The organism is Paracoccus stylophorae (genome assembly GCF_028553765.1).
In the GTDB taxonomy this organism is placed as follows: Bacteria; Pseudomonadota; Alphaproteobacteria; order Rhodobacterales; family Rhodobacteraceae; genus Paracoccus; species Paracoccus stylophorae.
The window spans coordinates 1,776,735-1,793,055 of sequence record NZ_CP067134.1 but is presented as its reverse complement, the minus strand read 5'-3'; the positions used below and the strand labels follow the sequence as shown (position 1 = coordinate 1,793,055).

At 66.2% G+C, this 16,321-nt stretch carries 12 protein-coding genes and 1 other RNA gene; 9 read left to right on the top strand and 4 right to left on the bottom strand.

Features of this window, described 5'->3' with window-relative positions:
• Position 1: 1 nt before the first annotated feature.
• The gene (locus tag JHW45_RS08750) at positions 2-424 is read right to left on the bottom strand and encodes a tellurite resistance TerB family protein (protein ID WP_272860477.1); all 423 of its coding nucleotides are present in this window, start codon (positions 422-424) and stop codon (positions 2-4) included.
• A 93-nt stretch (positions 425-517) separates the two neighbouring features.
• Between JHW45_RS08750 and JHW45_RS08745 the strand changes: the two genes are divergently transcribed.
• The 9 genes from JHW45_RS08745 to JHW45_RS08705 all read left to right on the top strand — a co-directional run bounded on the left by JHW45_RS08745 (position 518) and on the right by JHW45_RS08705 (position 13,788).
• Positions 518-2,104 carry a lysine--tRNA ligase gene (locus JHW45_RS08745; RefSeq protein WP_272860476.1) on the top strand — a complete coding sequence of 529 codons (1,587 nt, stop codon included), beginning with the start codon at positions 518-520 and terminating at the stop codon, positions 2,102-2,104.
• Between the two features lie 177 nt (positions 2,105-2,281).
• A complete protein-coding gene (locus tag JHW45_RS08740; protein ID WP_272860475.1) occupies positions 2,282-4,576 on the top strand; it encodes a glycosyl hydrolase family 28-related protein in 2,295 nt (764 codons plus the stop codon).
• A gap of 289 nt (positions 4,577-4,865) precedes the next feature.
• Positions 4,866-6,821 carry an acetate--CoA ligase gene (acs, locus tag JHW45_RS08735; protein WP_272860474.1) on the top strand — a complete coding sequence of 652 codons (1,956 nt, stop codon included), beginning with the start codon at positions 4,866-4,868 and terminating at the stop codon, positions 6,819-6,821.
• Positions 6,822-6,955: 134 nt separating this feature from the next.
• A complete protein-coding gene (locus JHW45_RS08730) occupies positions 6,956-7,213 on the top strand; it encodes a DUF4212 domain-containing protein (protein ID WP_272860473.1) in 258 nt (85 codons plus the stop codon).
• A 12-nt stretch (positions 7,214-7,225) separates the two neighbouring features.
• Entirely contained in the window at positions 7,226-9,037 is a 1,812-nt protein-coding gene (locus JHW45_RS08725) for a sodium:solute symporter family protein (protein WP_272860472.1), read from the top strand.
• Between the two features lie 57 nt (positions 9,038-9,094).
• Positions 9,095-10,912 carry a DUF294 nucleotidyltransferase-like domain-containing protein gene (locus JHW45_RS08720; protein ID WP_419181848.1) on the top strand — a complete coding sequence of 606 codons (1,818 nt, stop codon included), beginning with the start codon at positions 9,095-9,097 and terminating at the stop codon, positions 10,910-10,912.
• Positions 10,909-11,436: a hypothetical protein gene (locus JHW45_RS08715; RefSeq protein WP_272860470.1), complete on the top strand. Its 528-nt coding sequence runs from the start codon at positions 10,909-10,911 to the stop codon at positions 11,434-11,436. Before JHW45_RS08720 ends, JHW45_RS08715 begins: the two co-directional genes overlap by 4 nt.
• Complete coding sequence (locus tag JHW45_RS08710) at positions 11,408-11,773, top strand: response regulator transcription factor (protein WP_272860469.1); 366 nt, start codon at positions 11,408-11,410, stop codon at positions 11,771-11,773. The genes JHW45_RS08715 and JHW45_RS08710 overlap by 29 nt, the downstream gene beginning before the upstream one ends.
• The gene (locus JHW45_RS08705) at positions 11,773-13,788 is read left to right on the top strand and encodes a 3'-5' exonuclease (protein WP_272860468.1); all 2,016 of its coding nucleotides are present in this window, start codon (positions 11,773-11,775) and stop codon (positions 13,786-13,788) included. The genes JHW45_RS08710 and JHW45_RS08705 overlap by 1 nt, the downstream gene beginning before the upstream one ends.
• Here JHW45_RS08705 and JHW45_RS08700 read toward each other — a convergent pair.
• The 3 genes from JHW45_RS08700 to JHW45_RS08690 all read right to left on the bottom strand — a co-directional run bounded on the left by JHW45_RS08700 (position 13,716) and on the right by JHW45_RS08690 (position 16,317).
• On the bottom strand, positions 13,716-14,216 hold the full coding sequence (locus tag JHW45_RS08700) for a hypothetical protein (RefSeq protein WP_272860467.1): 501 nt from the start codon (positions 14,214-14,216) through the stop codon (positions 13,716-13,718). The genes JHW45_RS08705 and JHW45_RS08700 overlap by 73 nt on opposite strands.
• Positions 14,217-14,277: 61 nt before the next feature.
• Positions 14,278-14,374, bottom strand: an RNA gene (gene ffs / locus JHW45_RS08695) — signal recognition particle sRNA small type.
• 50 nt (positions 14,375-14,424) lie between these two features.
• Entirely contained in the window at positions 14,425-16,317 is a 1,893-nt protein-coding gene (locus JHW45_RS08690; RefSeq protein WP_272860466.1) for a bifunctional 2',3'-cyclic-nucleotide 2'-phosphodiesterase/3'-nucleotidase, read from the bottom strand.
• Positions 16,318-16,321: the final 4 nt, after the last annotated feature.

Sequence of the window (16,321 nt, the reverse complement as noted above, 5' to 3'; positions counted from 1 at the left end):
CTTACAGGACGCGGTGGCGCACCTGTGCGGACAGCTCGATCGCGGCGGCGTGCAGGCGCGCGATGCTGAGCTGGTCGCGGATTTCGGCCAGCATCTCGATCTCGCCCTCATACAGCCGGCCGTCGGCGGCGGCCACGTCGCAGGCCAGCGCATAGGCGGTTTCGTGCAGTTTCGCGGGCAATGCCTCGCGCACCAGTCCGAACAGCGCGTCAAGCCCGTCCTCTTCCTCGAACAGCGAGATCACCGTCTGGCTGACCGCGCGGATGCGGGAATCGTCGTATTCGGCAAAGGCCGGCGCGTGATCGACATTGCGCTGGATCGCGACCAGTTCCGAGGTCCGCATCGTCTGGTCCGAGGCCGAAACGGCCACCATCACCGCGACCAGCGCATCGCATGGCGAGAAAGAGGGCAGTTCGGCGGTCATCCTGGCGACTCCATCTGGTTCACCGGTGCAAATTATTGACGATGTCGCGGGCTTTCAATAAGCCGTCGGAGCCTTGCAACAGGAGCAGCGATCATGACCACCCTGCGCGACGCCGCGATGACATCGAAGGCCTGGCCGTTCGAAGAGGCGCGCCGGGTGCTGAAACGCTATGAGAAGAAGGACCCCGAAAAGGGGTTCGTGCTGTTCGAGACGGGTTACGGCCCGTCCGGCCTGCCCCATATCGGCACGTTCGGAGAGGTGGCGCGGACCACGATGATCCGCCGCGCCTTCGAGGTCATCAGCGACATTCCGACGCGGCTGATCTGCTTTTCGGACGACATGGACGGCATGCGCAAGGTGCCCGACAACGTGCCCCGACAGGACATGCTGCGCGAGCATCTGCAAAAGCCGCTGACCAGCGTGCCCGATCCGTTCGGCGAGCATGACAGTTTCGGCGCCCACAACAACGCCATGCTGCGCAGGTTCCTGGACACGTTCGGGTTCGAATACGAGTTCATCAGCGCGACCGATTTCTACCGCTCGGGCCGGTTCGACGACACGCTTCTGCGCGCGGCGGAACGCTATGACGCGATCATGGAGGTGATGCTGGCCAGCCTGCGCGAGGAACGGCAGCAGACCTATAGCTGTTTCCTGCCGATCAGCCCGACCACGGGCCGGGTTCTGTATGTGCCGATCAAGCATGTCGATGCGAAGAACGGCACCGTCACCTTCGACGAGGATGGACAGGAACTGACGCTGCCGGTCACCGGCGGGCAGGTCAAGCTGCAATGGAAGCCGGATTTCGGCGCGCGATGGGCCGCGCTGGACGTGGATTTCGAGATGTATGGCAAGGACCACAGCACCAACACGCCGATCTATGACCGCATCTGCGAGATCCTGGGCGGGCGCGCGCCCGAACATTTCATCTATGAGCTGTTTCTGGACCAGGACGGCCAGAAGATCAGCAAATCCAAGGGCAACGGCCTGTCGATCGACGAATGGCTGACCTATGCCGCGACCGAAAGCCTGTCCTATTTCATGTATCAGAAGCCGAAATCGGCCAAGCGGATGCATTTCGACGTGATTCCGAAGGCGGTGGACGAATACCATCAGCAATTGCGCGCCTTTCCCGATCAGACGCCCGAACAGCAGGCGGCCAACCCGGTCTGGCATATTCATGGCGGCGACGTTCCCGCCTCGGACATGGTCGTGCCGTTCCAGATGCTTCTGAACCTCGCCTCGGTCGCGGGCGCCAGCGGCAAGGACGGGTTGTGGGGCTTTATCCGCCGCTATGCGCCCGAGGCCAGCCCCGAAACCCATCCGGGTCTGGATCAGGCGGCCGGTTTCGCGCTGCGTTATTTCGAGGATTTCGTGGCACCGGCGCGGACGTTCCGTGCGCCGACGGAAATCGAACGACGCGCGCTGGAGGATCTGGCGGGGCGGCTGGCGGCATGGGATCAGCCCGCAGACCCCGAGGCGTTGCAATCCATGGTCTTTGCGGTCGGGCGCGAACACGGGTTCGAGCCGCTGCGCGACTGGTTCGCAACGCTGTATCAGGTGTTGCTGGGCGCCGATCAGGGGCCGCGCTTTGGCGGCTTCATCGCGCTTTACGGCATCGACGAGACGCGCGCGCTGATCGAACGCGCGCTGGCGGGCGAATTGCTGGACGCGCCGGCCTGATCCGCGCGGCGGCGAGAGGGGGGTGAAAGCCCCCTTGCCGGCCGCGCCGTTGCCGGTTTCCGCGTTGCATCGCGCGCCGGCTTCACCCGTCGTTAAGCTTTCATCAACTATGTCTTCAGGCATCAGCCGGGTCCCGCGCGTCGAGCCCGCCTGCGAACCGTCCTGAGGAGACAGCAGATGAACATTGCGATCACGAACGGCCTTTTGCTGATGCCCCCGGCCTTCCGCGCGGGTCTGAACGCGTGGTCGCGCAGCGACGGCAGATCGGGCTCGGCGACATGGGCGAATGCGGACAACGCGTCCATCCATCCGTCGGATCAGGTTTTCGGCCCCTGCCTGGAAATCCTGAAGCAGCAGACGACGACCAGCGTCCGGTTCATGGGCGAGACGCCGATGATCCCCGGCGTCTATCTGCGCGTCTCGGCCCGCGTGAAGGCGGTGGCCGGCGCGCTGTGCGGCGTGCGCATCGCGGGCTGGGCGGGCGATGGCGGGCGCAACCACGTCACCGGCCTGACCGAGACCGGCCCGACGGTGCAGCTGCGCCATTTCGGCGATGTGGTCGAGGTCAGCGCCATCGTCGGGGTCGGCGCGCGCGGCGGCGTGGACATGGCGTGGGGCACGAAACCGGTCTTCGGGCATTTCGGGCTTGATCTGATCGGACCCAATGGCGGCGCGATCCGCATCGAGTCGATCCGGATCGAGGATGTCACGGCCGCGTTCGTGCCCAGCCTGATCGACTGGGTCGATGTGCGCGATTTCGGCGCGGTGGGCGATGGCGTCACCAATGACCGGGCGGCGTTCATCGCCGCCGACAACGCCGCCAATGGTGGCTGGATCCTTGTGCCCGAGGGGAATTTCTTCATTTCGGGCGATATCGGCATCCGCAGTCCGATCCGGTTCAAGGGCCGGCTGACCACGCCCGATGCGACGCGGGTCTCGTTTCTGGAAAGCTTCGATTTTCCGACCTATGCCGATGCGTTCGCCGATGAAACGCTTGGCCTGAAAAAGGCGTTGCAGGCGCTGTTCGGCTATACCGACCATGTCTCGCTGGATCTGCGCGGCCGGCGGATCGAACTGACCGAACCCATGGTGATCACCCATGTCGCCCCCGATCTGTCGGGGTTTTCCAACCGCCGCGTGATCTGCAACGGCAGTATCGTGCTGGTGGACGGGCCGGCCTGGAAAACCGGCACCTGGACCAGTTCGGGCAGCTATGACCCGGCCCGCCCGACGCGGCTGACGAACGTGACCAATGTCGCCGCGATCGAGGTCGGCAGCCGGATCAGCGGCAACGGCGTCGGGCGCGAGGTCTATGTCAACGGCAAGAATGTCGGCGAGGGCTGGCTGAACCTGTCGCAGCCGCTGTATGGCGGGGCGGGCCGGCGCAGCTTTAGCTTCGAGCGTTATCGCTATATGTTCGATTTTTCGGGGCTGGACCGGCTGGACCGGCTGAATTTCGTCGATCTGGACTTGGTGTGTCAGGGCGTCGGCAGCGCGATCATGCTGCCGGCGGATGGCGAGATGATTGCGGTGCGCGACTGCTATCTGACGAGGCCGCGGGACCGGGCGATCACCTCGATCGGGCGGGGCTGTCAGGACATGCTGATCGACCGCTGCCAGTTCCTGTCCAACGAGATGAGCCTGCCTGCGCAGCAGCGCAAGACCATCGCCATCAACGTCAACGCCAACGACGTGAAGATGCGCAACAACCGCTTTGTCCGGTTCGCGCATTTCATGGTCGCCGCGGGCGGGGGCCATATCATCAGCGGCAATCACTGGTTTCAGGGCGACGGCAGCGGCGACGGGCTGCGCTTTGCCGGGCTGGTGCTGACCCAGACCAATGTGCAGACGACGGTGTCGGGCAACTATATCGACAACGCCTCGATCGAGTGGACGAACGAACACAGCGCGCGTCCCGATTTCGACGGCAACGAATACAGCTTTGGCGGGCTGACCCTGACCGGCAACACCTGCCTGTGCAGCCGCACGGTGCCGTGGTTCACCTGGCTGACGGTGAAGCCCTATGGTGCGGGGCATTACATTCACGGCCTCAGCGTCGTGGGAAACGTCTTCAAGTCGCTGGTCAACCGCATCGACAGGATCGAGCGCGTCGATACCTCGATCGCGGACCTGGATTACCTGAACATGCGCAACATCCAGTTCGAGGGGAACACGTTCAACGGCATCACGCATTACGTATCGAACCCGCTGATGATCCAGCACAGCCAGAATTCGGCCTCGAACGCGTGGACGCTGCCGGTCATCCAGGGCCTGCCGTTCCAGGGCTGGGCCAAGTCGGTGGAATCGGTGGTGCTGGAGGGGCCGATCACCGACGCCTCGGGCAAGACCGTCGATGCCATGCCGTGGGTGCAGGGGTTCGTGGGAACCAGCAAGCGGCAGTTGCGCCTGAACTGGAGCACGCGGGTCAAGGGCAAGGTCTGCGTGTACGCGCGGATGGACAGGGCGACCTGACGCGCCCGGCATCGGGCAGGGGCGCCGTCGCGGGTCAGGTCCCGCGGCGGCGTTTGCTATTGCGGCGGGCGCTGCGCGTGCAAGCCGCGACCGATGACGGGGTTGTGAAGCATTTACAATTTGCATCAGGATTCCGTGAATAAATTTACAGAAAAATCCTTATTTAAAAAATACTTAACATTCTACCCATCATGTGATTAACATTCCCTCGGGTTTGCCAAGTGTCCCCGCCGCGCCGGTTTTCCGGCCCGATCCGCAGGCCGGGACACAGCTTCGAGGAGGGGATTACATGAGCACTGAAACCGTTGAAAAACAGGCCATTCCGCCGGGGTTCGAGAACGCCCATGCCGGGCCCGAAGAGTATCGCCGTCTCTATGCCGAATCGATTGAGGATCCCGAGGGGTTCTGGCGGCGCGAGGGGCAGCGGCTGGACTGGATCAAGCCCTATACCAAGGTCAAGAACACCGATTTCACTTTCGGGCAGGTCAGCATCAAGTGGTTCGAGGACGGTGTTCTGAACGCCTGCGTGAACTGCGTCGACCGGCATCTGGAGACGCGCGGCGATCAGACCGCGATCATCTTCGAGCCCGACGACCCCGCGGCCGAGGCCCAGCACATCACCTATAACCAGCTGTCCGACAACGTGAACCGGATGGCGAATGTCCTGCTGAGCCAGGGCGTCATGCGCGGCGACCGCGTCGTGATCTATCTGCCGATGATCCCCGAGGCGGCCTATGCTATGCTGGCCTGCGCGCGGATCGGGGCCATTCATTCCATCGTCTTTGCCGGGTTTTCGCCCGACGCGCTGTCCAACCGGATCAACGATTCGGGCGCCAAGGTCGTGATCACCGCCGACACCGCGCCGCGCGGCGGCCGCCGGACCGGGTTGAAGTCGAATACCGATGCGGCGCTGCTGCATTGTTCGGACAAGGTGCGCTGCCTTGTCGTCAAGCACACCGGCGACCAGACCACCTGGGTCGAGGGGCGCGATGTCGACGTCAAGGAACAGATGAAGCATGTCAGCCCGGACTGCCCGGCGCGGCCCGTGAACGCCGAGGATCCGCTGTTCGTGCTTTACACCTCGGGGTCCACCGGCAAGCCGAAGGGCGTGGTTCATTCGACCGGCGGCTATCTGGTCTTTGCGGCGATGACCCATGAATACGTCTTCGACTACAAGGACGGCGACGTGTTCTGGTGCACGGCCGATGTGGGCTGGGTGACCGGTCACAGCTATATCATCTATGGTCCGCTGGCCAACGGCGCCACCACCGTTATGTTCGAGGGTGTGCCGACCTGGCCCGATGCCGGCCGGTTCTGGGAGGTGTGCGCCAAGCACAAGGTCAACCAGTTCTACACCGCGCCGACCGCGATCCGCGCACTGATGGCCAAGGGCACCGGGTTCGTGGAAAAGCACGACCTGTCCAGCCTGCGCCTGCTGGGCACGGTGGGCGAGCCGATCAACCCCGAAGCCTGGAACTGGTACAACGACAATGTCGGCAAGGGCAAATGCCCGATCGTCGATACCTGGTGGCAGACCGAGACCGGCGGACACATGATCACGCCGCTGCCGGGCGCGACCGAAACCAAGCCCGGATCGGCCACGGTGCCGTTCTTCGGCGTCAAACCCGCCGTGCTGGACCCGACCACCGCCGAGGTGATCGAGGGCAATCCGGCCGAGGGCGTTCTGTGCATCGCCGACAGCTGGCCCGGCCAGATGCGCACCGTCTGGGGCGATCATCAGCGTTTCATGGAGACGTATTTCCAGCAATATCCCGGCTATTACTTCACCGGCGACGGCTGCCGCCGGGACGAGGACGGATATTACTGGATCACCGGTCGCGTCGATGACGTGATCAACGTGTCGGGCCACCGCATGGGCACGGCCGAGGTCGAAAGCGCGCTGGTCGCCCATCAGAAGGTCGCCGAGGCGGCGGTGGTCGGCTATCCGCATCCGGTCAAGGGGCAGGGCATCTATGCCTATGTGACGCTGATGAACGGTGTGGAGCCGACCGACGAGTTGCGCGCCGAGCTGGAAAAATGGGTGCGCACCGAAATCGGCCCGATCGCCAAGCCGGATCTGATCCAGTGGGCGCCGGGCATGCCCAAGACTCGGTCTGGCAAGATCATGCGCCGCATCCTGCGCAAGATCGCCGAAAACGATTACGGCGCGCTGGGCGACATCTCGACCCTGGCCGAGCCCGAGGTCGTGGACGATCTGATCGAGAACCGGATGAACCGGGGCTGATCCCGAAAACCGATTGCGGGGCCGCGCGCCGGCCCCGTTTCTGCGCGCCGGCCTTTTCGCCGGGAACCGGCGTGCTGTGCATACGGAAAGGGCGGAACTGAGGGACGTGTCTGAACAGGGAGGGTCCGAAGGACATGAGTGACAGACAATCATCGAACGCCTATTGGCAGGCCAATCTGAAGATCATCTATATCTGCATCGCGATCTGGGCGCTGGTGTCCTATGGATTTGCGATCATCCTGCGGCCGATGCTGTCGGGCATCAGGATCGGCGGCACCGATCTGGGCTTCTGGTTCGCGCAGCAAGGCTCGATCCTGGTCTTCATCGTGCTGATTTTCTTCTATGCGTGGCGGATGAACACACTCGACCGCGACCACGGCGTGGACGAGTGAGGGGGAACAAACATGAGCCAGTTCACACTTAACCTGATCTTCATCGGCATCAGCTTCGCGATCTATATCGGCATCGCGATCTGGGCCCGTGCGGGATCGACGGCGGAATTCTATGCCGCCAACCGCGGCGTCAGCCCGGTCATGAACGGCATGGCGACGGCGGCCGACTGGATGTCGGCGGCCTCGTTCATCTCGATGGCGGGTCTGATCGCCTTCACCGGCTATGACAACTCGACCTATCTGATGGGCTGGACCGGCGGCTATGTCCTGCTGGCGATGCTGCTGGCGCCGTATCTGCGCAAGTTCGGCAAGTTCACCGTGCCGGAATTCATCGGCGACCGGTTCTATTCCAAGACCGCGCGCATCATCGGCGTGATCTGTCTGCTGATCATCTCGATCACCTATGTGATCGGGCAGATGACCGGCGTGGGCGTCACCTTCTCGCGCTATCTGGAAGTGTCGAATTCGACCGGGCTGTGGATCGGTGCGGCGATGGTGTTCGCCTATTCGGTTCTGGGCGGCATGAAGGGCATCACCTATACGCAAGTGGCGCAGTATATCGTGCTGATCATCGCCTATACGATCCCGGCGGTGTTCATCGCGCTGCAACTGACCGGGCACGTGCTGCCGCAGACGGGCATGTTCGGCACGCTGAGCGGAAGCGACACCAAGTTCCTGGTCAAGCTGGACCAGGTGGTGACCGATCTGGGCTTCAGGTCCTATACCGGCCATCACGGCACCACGCTGAACATGGTGCTGTTCACGCTGGCGCTGATGATCGGCACCGCAGGTCTGCCGCATGTCATCATCCGTTTCTTCACCGTGCCGAAAGTGTCGGATGCGCGCAAATCGGCGGGGTGGGCACTGGTGTTCATCGCGCTGCTTTATACCGTGGCGCCGGCCGTGGGCTCGATGTCGCGCTTCAACCTGACCACGACCATGTGGCCGGGCGCGCGCGCGGGCGACACGTTCAGCCAGCCGGCCGTCTCGCTGGAATCGATCCAGAACGACCCGGACAAGCAGTGGATGCGCAACTGGCAGGTCACCGGTCTTCTGGACTGGGAAGACAAGAACGGCGACGGCCAGATCCAGTACTATAACGACGCGGCCACCGATGACGAACAGGTCGCGGCGCTGGTTGCCGAGCAGAACCTGCAAGGCAACGAGCTGACCACCGTGAACAACGACATCATGGTGCTGGCCAACCCGGAAATCGCCAACCTGCCGGGCTGGGTGATCGCCATCGTCGCGGCGGGCGGTCTGGCGGCCGCTTTGTCCACGGCGGCGGGGCTGCTGCTGGCGATCTCGGGGGCGGTCAGTCACGACCTGATCAAGGGCTCGCTCAATCCCGGTATCAGCGAAAGGGGCGAATTGCTGACGGCACGCGTGTCGATGGCGGTCTCGATCCTGGTTGCCACGATCTTGGGGCTGAACCCGCCGGGCTTTGCGGCGCAGACCGTGGCGCTGGCCTTCGGCCTTGCCGCAAGCTCAATCTTCCCTGTCCTGATGATGGGCATCTTCAGCAAGCGCATCAACAAGCAGGGTGCGATCGCGGGGATGCTGGCCGGTATCCTGTCCACGCTGGTCTATATCTTCCTTTACAAGGGATGGTTCTTCATCTCGGGGACGAACTCGCTGAACGACGTCCCTGCGGAATGGGTGCTTGGCATCTCGCCCGCCTCGTTCGGGGTGGTCGGCGCGATCATCAACTTCGTGGTCGCCTATGTGGTCTCGAACGCGACCGAAGAGCCGCCGGTCGAGATCCAGGAACTGGTCGAATCGATCCGCGTTCCGCGCGGCGCCGGCCAGGCCCAGGCACACTGACAAGACCGCCGCGCCCCTTTTGCCGGGGGCGCGGCATCCTCAACCTTTTTGCTGGGAATGTCCGGGATGTCCAACACGGCCGACTTCATCGCCACGGTCCACCCCTATGACAGCCTGCCGCAGGACGAGCTGGCGCGTGTCGCCGGTTCCTTCAGCCGCAGGACCTATGCCGCCGACGAGGCGATCTATGACGCCGGCGATTCGCTGTCCGGGCTGTATCTGATCCGGTCGGGCCGCGTCTCGGTCACCGATTGCAACGGCGATTCGGTGTCGGAACTGGGTCCGGGCAATTCCTTCGGTGAACGCGGGCTGCTGCGCGACGGCGCGGCGGTCACATCGGCACGCGCGGCCGAGGAATCGGTGGTGCTGATGCTGCCGCGGGCCGAGGTGATGCGCCTGATCGGCGCCCACCGGGCGGTGGCGCGGTTCTTCGACCGGGGCCGGACCCTGTCGGAACGTGCGCCCGACATCGCGATGCTGAAAGTGGGCGATCTGCTGACCCGCGATCCGCAAAGCTGTCCCGCCGAGACGCCGATCATCGAGGCCGCCCGGATCATGCGCGAGGCCAATATCAGCAGCCTGGGCATCACCCGCGACGGCAGGCTGACCGGGCTGGTCACGATCCGCGACATGTCGAACCGCGTGGTCGCCGAGGGCCGCGACCTGAACCGCCCGGTGGGCGAGGTGATGACGACCGACCCGATCACCCTGCCGCCCACGGCGCTGGGATACGATGTGCTGAACATCATGCTGGAATCCCATATCGGCCATCTGCCGGTGATCGAGGACGGGCGCTTCATCGGCATGATCAGCCAGACCGACCTGACCCGGTTCCAGGCGATCACCGCCTCGGCCGTGATCCGCGACCTGGCCGAGGCAGAGACCGTCGCCCAGATGGCGCAGACGACGGCGCGCATCCCGCGCCTGCTGACGCAGCTGGTGCGCGCGCGCCAGCGTCACGAGGTCATCACCCGCATGATCACCGATATCGCCGACGCGGTGACACGGCGGCTGCTGGACATGGCGCAGGACCGGCTTGGCCCGGCGCCGGCCGCGTGGCTGTGGGCGGCGTGCGGATCGCAGGGGCGGCAGGAACAGACCGGCGTGTCGGATCAGGACAACTGCCTGATCCTGGCCGAGGGCACCGACCCGGCGCACCCCTATTTCGACGAGCTGGCCCGCTTTGTCAGCGACGGGCTGCACGAATGCGGCTATGTCTATTGTCCCGGCGACATGATGGCCACAAACCCGCGCTGGCGCCAGCCGCGCAATGTCTGGGAACGCTATTTCCGCGACTGGATCGACCGTCCCAGCCCCGAGGCGCAGATGCTGGCCAGCGTCATGTTCGACCTGCGCGCCATCGGCGGCGATGCCACGCTGCTGGCGGGGTTGCAGCAGGACACGTTGCAGATGGCCTCGAAAAACTCGATCTTCGTGGCGCACATGATTTCGAACGCGTTGAAGCATCGCCCGCCGCTGGGGCTGATCGGCGGCTTCGCCACGATCCGCTCGGGCGAGCATCGGCACCATATCGACATGAAGCATAACGGCGTCGTGCCGGTCACCGATCTGGCCCGCGTCTATGCGTTGCAGGGGCGGCTGACGCCGGTGAACACCCGCGCAAGGTTGCAGGAGGCCGAGGCGAAGGGCGTGATCTCGGGCAGCGGCGCGCGCGATCTGATCGCGGCCTATGATCTGATCCAGACCATGCGGCTGGACAGCCAGGCGCACGAGGTCAACACCGGCCGCAAACCCGACAACTATCTGTCGCCCGCCGATCTGCCGGATTTCGAGCGCAGCCATCTGCGCGACGCCTTTGTCGTCGTGCGCGGGATGCAGTCGGCGGTGGGACACGGAAAGGGCATGCTGGGATGACGGGTGTCGGCGTCGAATTGCTGGGCGTGATCGCGGTGGGCGTCGGGATGGCGGCGGTGCTGTATGCAGGCATGCACGCGCTGCGCAAGGCGGGTGTGGTCCTGCCGCTGTGGCTGCTGCCGGCCGGCGTCGGGCTGGCGATGATCGGATATTCGGTCTGGAACGATTATGCGTGGCTTGCCCGCGCCCAGGGCCGGCTGCCCGAGGATACGCGGATGCTGCTGATCGGGCGCGACAGCCAGCCCTGGGCGCCCTGGACCTATCTGGCGCCGGTCGCGGTGCGCTTTGCCGCGCTGGACCCGGCGACGATCAGCGACGAGGTGTCGGGCATAAGACAGGCCCGGATCATGCTGGTCGAGCGTCGGGGACAGACGCTGGTCGTGCCGCAGCAATTCGACTGCGCCGAGGGCAGGATCCGGCCCGCGCACGGCGAATGGACACCGGCGGGGGCGGATGATCCGGCCTTTGCCCTGGTCTGCGATGGGGAGGGGGAGGATGGCCGAGATACTGGTGATCGAGGATGAGGACAATATTGCCGTCGCGCTGGATTTCCTGCTGACGCGCGACGGCCACAGCCACGCAAGGCTGGCAACCGGCGAGGGCGCGGTCGCGCGCATCCGCGAGACGCAGCCCGATCTGGTGCTGCTGGACGTGATGCTGCCCGACGTGTCGGGCTATCAGATCGTGCAGGACGTGCGCGCCGATCCGGCGCTGAAGGATGTGCGGGTGCTGATGATGACGGCGCGCGGCTCGGTCGTGGAACGGCGCAAGGGGCTGGCACTGGGCGCCGACGGCTTTATCGCCAAGCCATTCGAGCTGGACGAGCTGCGCGCCGAGATGGCACGTCTGCTGGATACGTGATGCTGCAACGGCTGTCCCTGCGTCTGCGCGTGCTGCTGATCTTTGCCGGGCTGGCGGCGACGGTTCTGGCGACGCTGGTGCTGGGGCTGTGGGTGGGCGCGCGGCGTCTGGACGCGGCGGGGGTGGGGCTGGACCGGTCGCTGGACCCGATGCTTCAGGCCGGGCTGATCGCCGGTTTCGCCTCGGTGGGGCTGATCACCGGGGTCTGGTTCCTGTTCGACCGCAACGTCGCCCGCCCGATCGAGGCGCTGGCCGGCGGGCTGCGGACCGGACAGGCCCCCGATGTCAGCGATGCCCGCTATCTGGCGGATCTGGGCCCGGCGGCGCGCGATGCGGCCGAGGCGCGGGCACGGACCGCCGAGGCGCTGGCCGAGGCGGTGCAGGAACACGCCGCCGAACTGGCGCGCGAAAAGGCGACGCTGGAATCGATCCTGGCCGATTTCGGATCGGGCGCGGTGATGACCGATGCCAAGGGCAGGGTGGTCTTCTACAACGCCTCGGCCGCGCGGCTGCTGCCGCGGCTGGCGCTGGACCGGCCGCTGGACCGGCACATCCTGTCGGGCGCGCTGGAGGCGGCGGCGGCGCGGATCGCGGCGGGGGTCGAGGCCACCGATCTGGTCTGTCTGACGACCGAAGGGGCAAGGCTGTCGGGCCGGATGCGGCGCATCGACGACGGCACGCTGCTGATCCTGCGCGACCGGCTGCCGCAGCGTCCCGCCCCCCGCGACACGATGGAGGCGCTGCGCCGCCACGCCGCCACGCTGGTGCCGATGCTGGACGCGCTGGAAGGCCCGATCCCGCCGGCGCTGGCCCAGGCGATCCGGGACGAGGGGCACGGGCTGGCCAAGGCCACGCGCCGCCTGTCCGAGATCATGTCGGCCGACGCCTCGACCGGGCGGGCGCTGCCGGCGGAACTGGCGGCGGGGCTGGACGTGGCCATGGATCTGCCGCGCATCCTGCTGCTGGCCGAGGCCGGACCGATGAACGGGCTGCTGCGGATGCTGGATGGCCGGCTGCGCGAGGACGGGGTTCAGCCGCGTCTGCGGATGGTGATGGAAGACCCCGACGAGGCGCGTCTGCTGCTGGAATGGGACGGCGCGGCGGTGCCGATGGACCGGCTTGAGGACTGGCTGGCCCAGCCCCCCGATCCCGCGCAGCCCGACCTGTCGGGAACCGAGATCCTTGCCACCCACGGCACCGGCATCTGGCCGGAAAGGGGCGACGCGCTGGCGCGTCTGGTCCTGCCGCTGCATCTGGCGCCGGGGCAGGCGGGGGGGACCGGGCTGACCTATGATTTCGCGCTGGCGGGCCGGGGTGCGGCCTCTTCGCGGCTGTCCGATCTGACCTGCGTGGTCTTCGACACCGAAACCACCGGCCTGTCGCCCACCGACCGGATCGTGCAGATCGCCGGCGTCCGGATCGCGCGCGGCCGCCTGACCGGCGAGCGGTTCGAGACGCTGGTCAATCCGGGCCGTCCGATTCCGCCCGCCTCGACCGCGATCCATCGCATCACCGACGAGATGGTGGCCGACGCGCCCGACATGACCGCCGCGCTGACCGCGTTTCATCACTTTGCCGAGGATGCGGTGCTGATCGCGCATAATGCGCCGTTCGACATGGGCATGCTGCGCCGCGCCGCCGCCGAGACGGGGGCGATGTTCGACAATCGCGTTCTGGACACGGTCCTGCTGTCGGCGCTGGTCTGGGGCGGGTCGGTTCCGCACACGCTGGATGCGCTGACCGAACGTCTGGGCATCGACATCCCGCCCGAGGACCGGCACACCGCCATGGGCGACACGCTGGCCACGGCCAAGGCGTTCCTGCAACTGATCCCCGCACTGGAGGCCAAGGGCATCGCCCTGTTCGAGGAGGCGGTGGCCGAGGGCCGGCGTCACGCCAGGCTGATCGAGGATGCCAATCTGCCGGTCACCGCGCGCGGCGTTCAAAGCTCGATTTCGGGGGCGTCCGGGTCGCGCGGCACGGCGGGCGGGGAGTCGGGCGCGGACTCGTCCTGATCGGGGTCCGTCAGATCCTGCAAATTGTCGCCGATAGGCGGCGGCGGCGGGGCGCCCGGTTTTCGCGCAATCAGGATATCGCCGTTTTCCAGCCGCTGCGGGGCCTGATAGTTGCCCAGATCGTCCACCAGAACCGACAGATCCTTCAGCACCGGCCCCATGCGCGACAGCGCACCCGCCATGTCATCGCCCAGACGGTTCAGATCGGGTTCCACATCGGTCCAGAAATCCTGAAACAGCCTGCCCATGCCGCGTTCGATCATGCCCAGACCGTCGGTCGCCCCGTCTGCCCCCTCATCCGGCGCGCGTTGTTCGCCCGGCGTCTCATCGGCCAGCGGCGGCGTATAGGCCTGCTGCGCTAGAACGGGCTGCGCCGCGCAGAAGGGCGCGATCAGCAGGGCGGACAGGGCAAGGGTGCGGCTGTTCATGTCTGCAAGGATGATGCCTGCGGCGGCATCGCGCAAGACGAAATGTGGCGCGAAAGGCGGAGGTGAGAGGCTGGACAGCGACCCAGGCGGGGCTCGTTACGGCTGCTTCCTTCCGGACCTGACCGAGTTGGCGAGGCGCCTGCCCGCGCCAACCTCTCACCCGGTGAGATAGTCAAGCGGCAGGGGCGATGCAACCCCCGTTGCGGCGTCACAGAAACAGGCGCAGCTGCACGAACCCGGCCTCGTCCCGCCCGGCATGTTCCAGCCGGGTCGGGCGCTGCGCGGCAACCCCGTCCAGGTGCGGCAGGGCGCCCGCGCCGGTGTCGAACAGCACCGAACTGCCGGGCAGGGGCGCGAATTGCCAGTGCGGCCTTGGGTCGATGGCGATGCGCCGGCGCCGGCGGACATATCGGCGCAGCACGTCGCGCGTCAGCTCCTGCCCCTTCAGCGCGACCGGATTGCCCGTCACCAGCGGGCTGAACAGACCGCAGGTCGCCAGCCGATAGGAATTGGTCGCCAGCACGAAACGCTGCGCCGCCTCGATGCCGCGACCCTGCCAGCGCAGCTGGCGGATGCGCCGCGAATCGGGGTTCAGCAGGCGGCCGTCGGGCGCGAAGCGGGGCGGCTGCGACAGATCGACCTGCCACGTCACGCCGTCGATCACGTCGAAATTATAGCAGGGAAAGCGCGGGTCGATCAGCGGGCAATCCGTCTGGCCGGGCCGGACCTGACAAAACATGCTGGCCGACCGTTCCAGCCAGCCGGCAATCTGCGCGCCGGTCATCTCGATGGCGCAGATCCGATTGGGAAAGAGATAGAGATCGGCAAGATTGCGCAGGCTCAGCGGCCCGGGCGGGACATCGGTATAGTTGTCCGGCCCGCCGCGGCCACCCGCGCGAAACGGGGCCGAGGCGGTCAGGACCGGCACGCCCGCCCATCGCGTGGTCTTCAGCCGTTGGCGCACATGCCATCGTTGCGCCATGTTCACCAGCCGCAGACCGGGATCGTGGCCGATGGGCGCAAAATAGCTGTTCAGCGGGGTCGATGTGCGGCCGACACGCCGGCGCAGATCGCGCAGCGTCTGGCGGTGGACGCCGATCACCGGCTGCGCCACGCGCGGGCAGTCGGGCAGCGCCGGATCGACGGGCTCGGCGCGGCTGCGGAAACCGGCTGCGAACCAGCCGCCGCGACCGTCCGGCTGCAATTCCAGGTCGATGATCCCCAGATGCGAGCCGCCGAACCCCGCCATCACCGCAGGCTTGCCCGACAGCGTGCCCGCGACCGGGTCGATACCGGGCGCGGCCGGGATACCGGGGCCGGGAAAGACCTCGTGCGTGTGGCCGGCGATGACGGCGTCGATGCCCTGAACCGCCGACAAGGCGGCGGCGGCGTTTTCCATGCCGGGCCGCGCAGGCAGGCTGCCGATGCCGCTATGGGCCAGCGCGACGACGATCTGCGCGCCCCCGGCCCTGATTTCGGGGATCAGCCGCATCGCCGTCTGGACGATGTCGGCGCATTCCATCTGCTCCGACAGGTCGCAATCCCAATCCGCCGTCTGCGGCGGCACGAAGCCTATGATGCCGATGGCGATGGGCACGTCGCGCCCCTGCCGGTCGGTGACCCGTCGCCGCAGGATGGTATGGCCGGGAAATCCGGGGCCGCGGCGCAGGCGAAGATTCGCCGCAAGGAACGGAAAGGCGGCGCGCGCGGTCACGTTCCGCAGGAAGGGCAGCCCGAAACTGAAATCGTGATTGCCAAGTGCCGCAGCGTCATATCGCATCGCGTTCATCGCCGCGATGGCCGGGTGCAGGCGGCGGGGCGCGGTCTGCAATGCCTGCGCCGCGACATCGCCCATCGGCGTGCCCTGCAGGAAATCGCCATTGTCCAGCAGCAGGCAGTTCGCCGCCTCGGCCCGCCGTCGCGCGATCAGCGACGCGATGCGCGACAGCCCGCCCTGGTCGCAGGGGCGATCCGCGAAGTAGTTGTAAGGCAACACTTTCATGTGCATGTCGGTGGTGGCCAGCAGGCGCAGCGAAACGCACGAATCGGCCCCTCCGGCCAGGCTTGCCGCTCCTGCTGTGTCGCCTCTGCCGTCGGGCATCAAG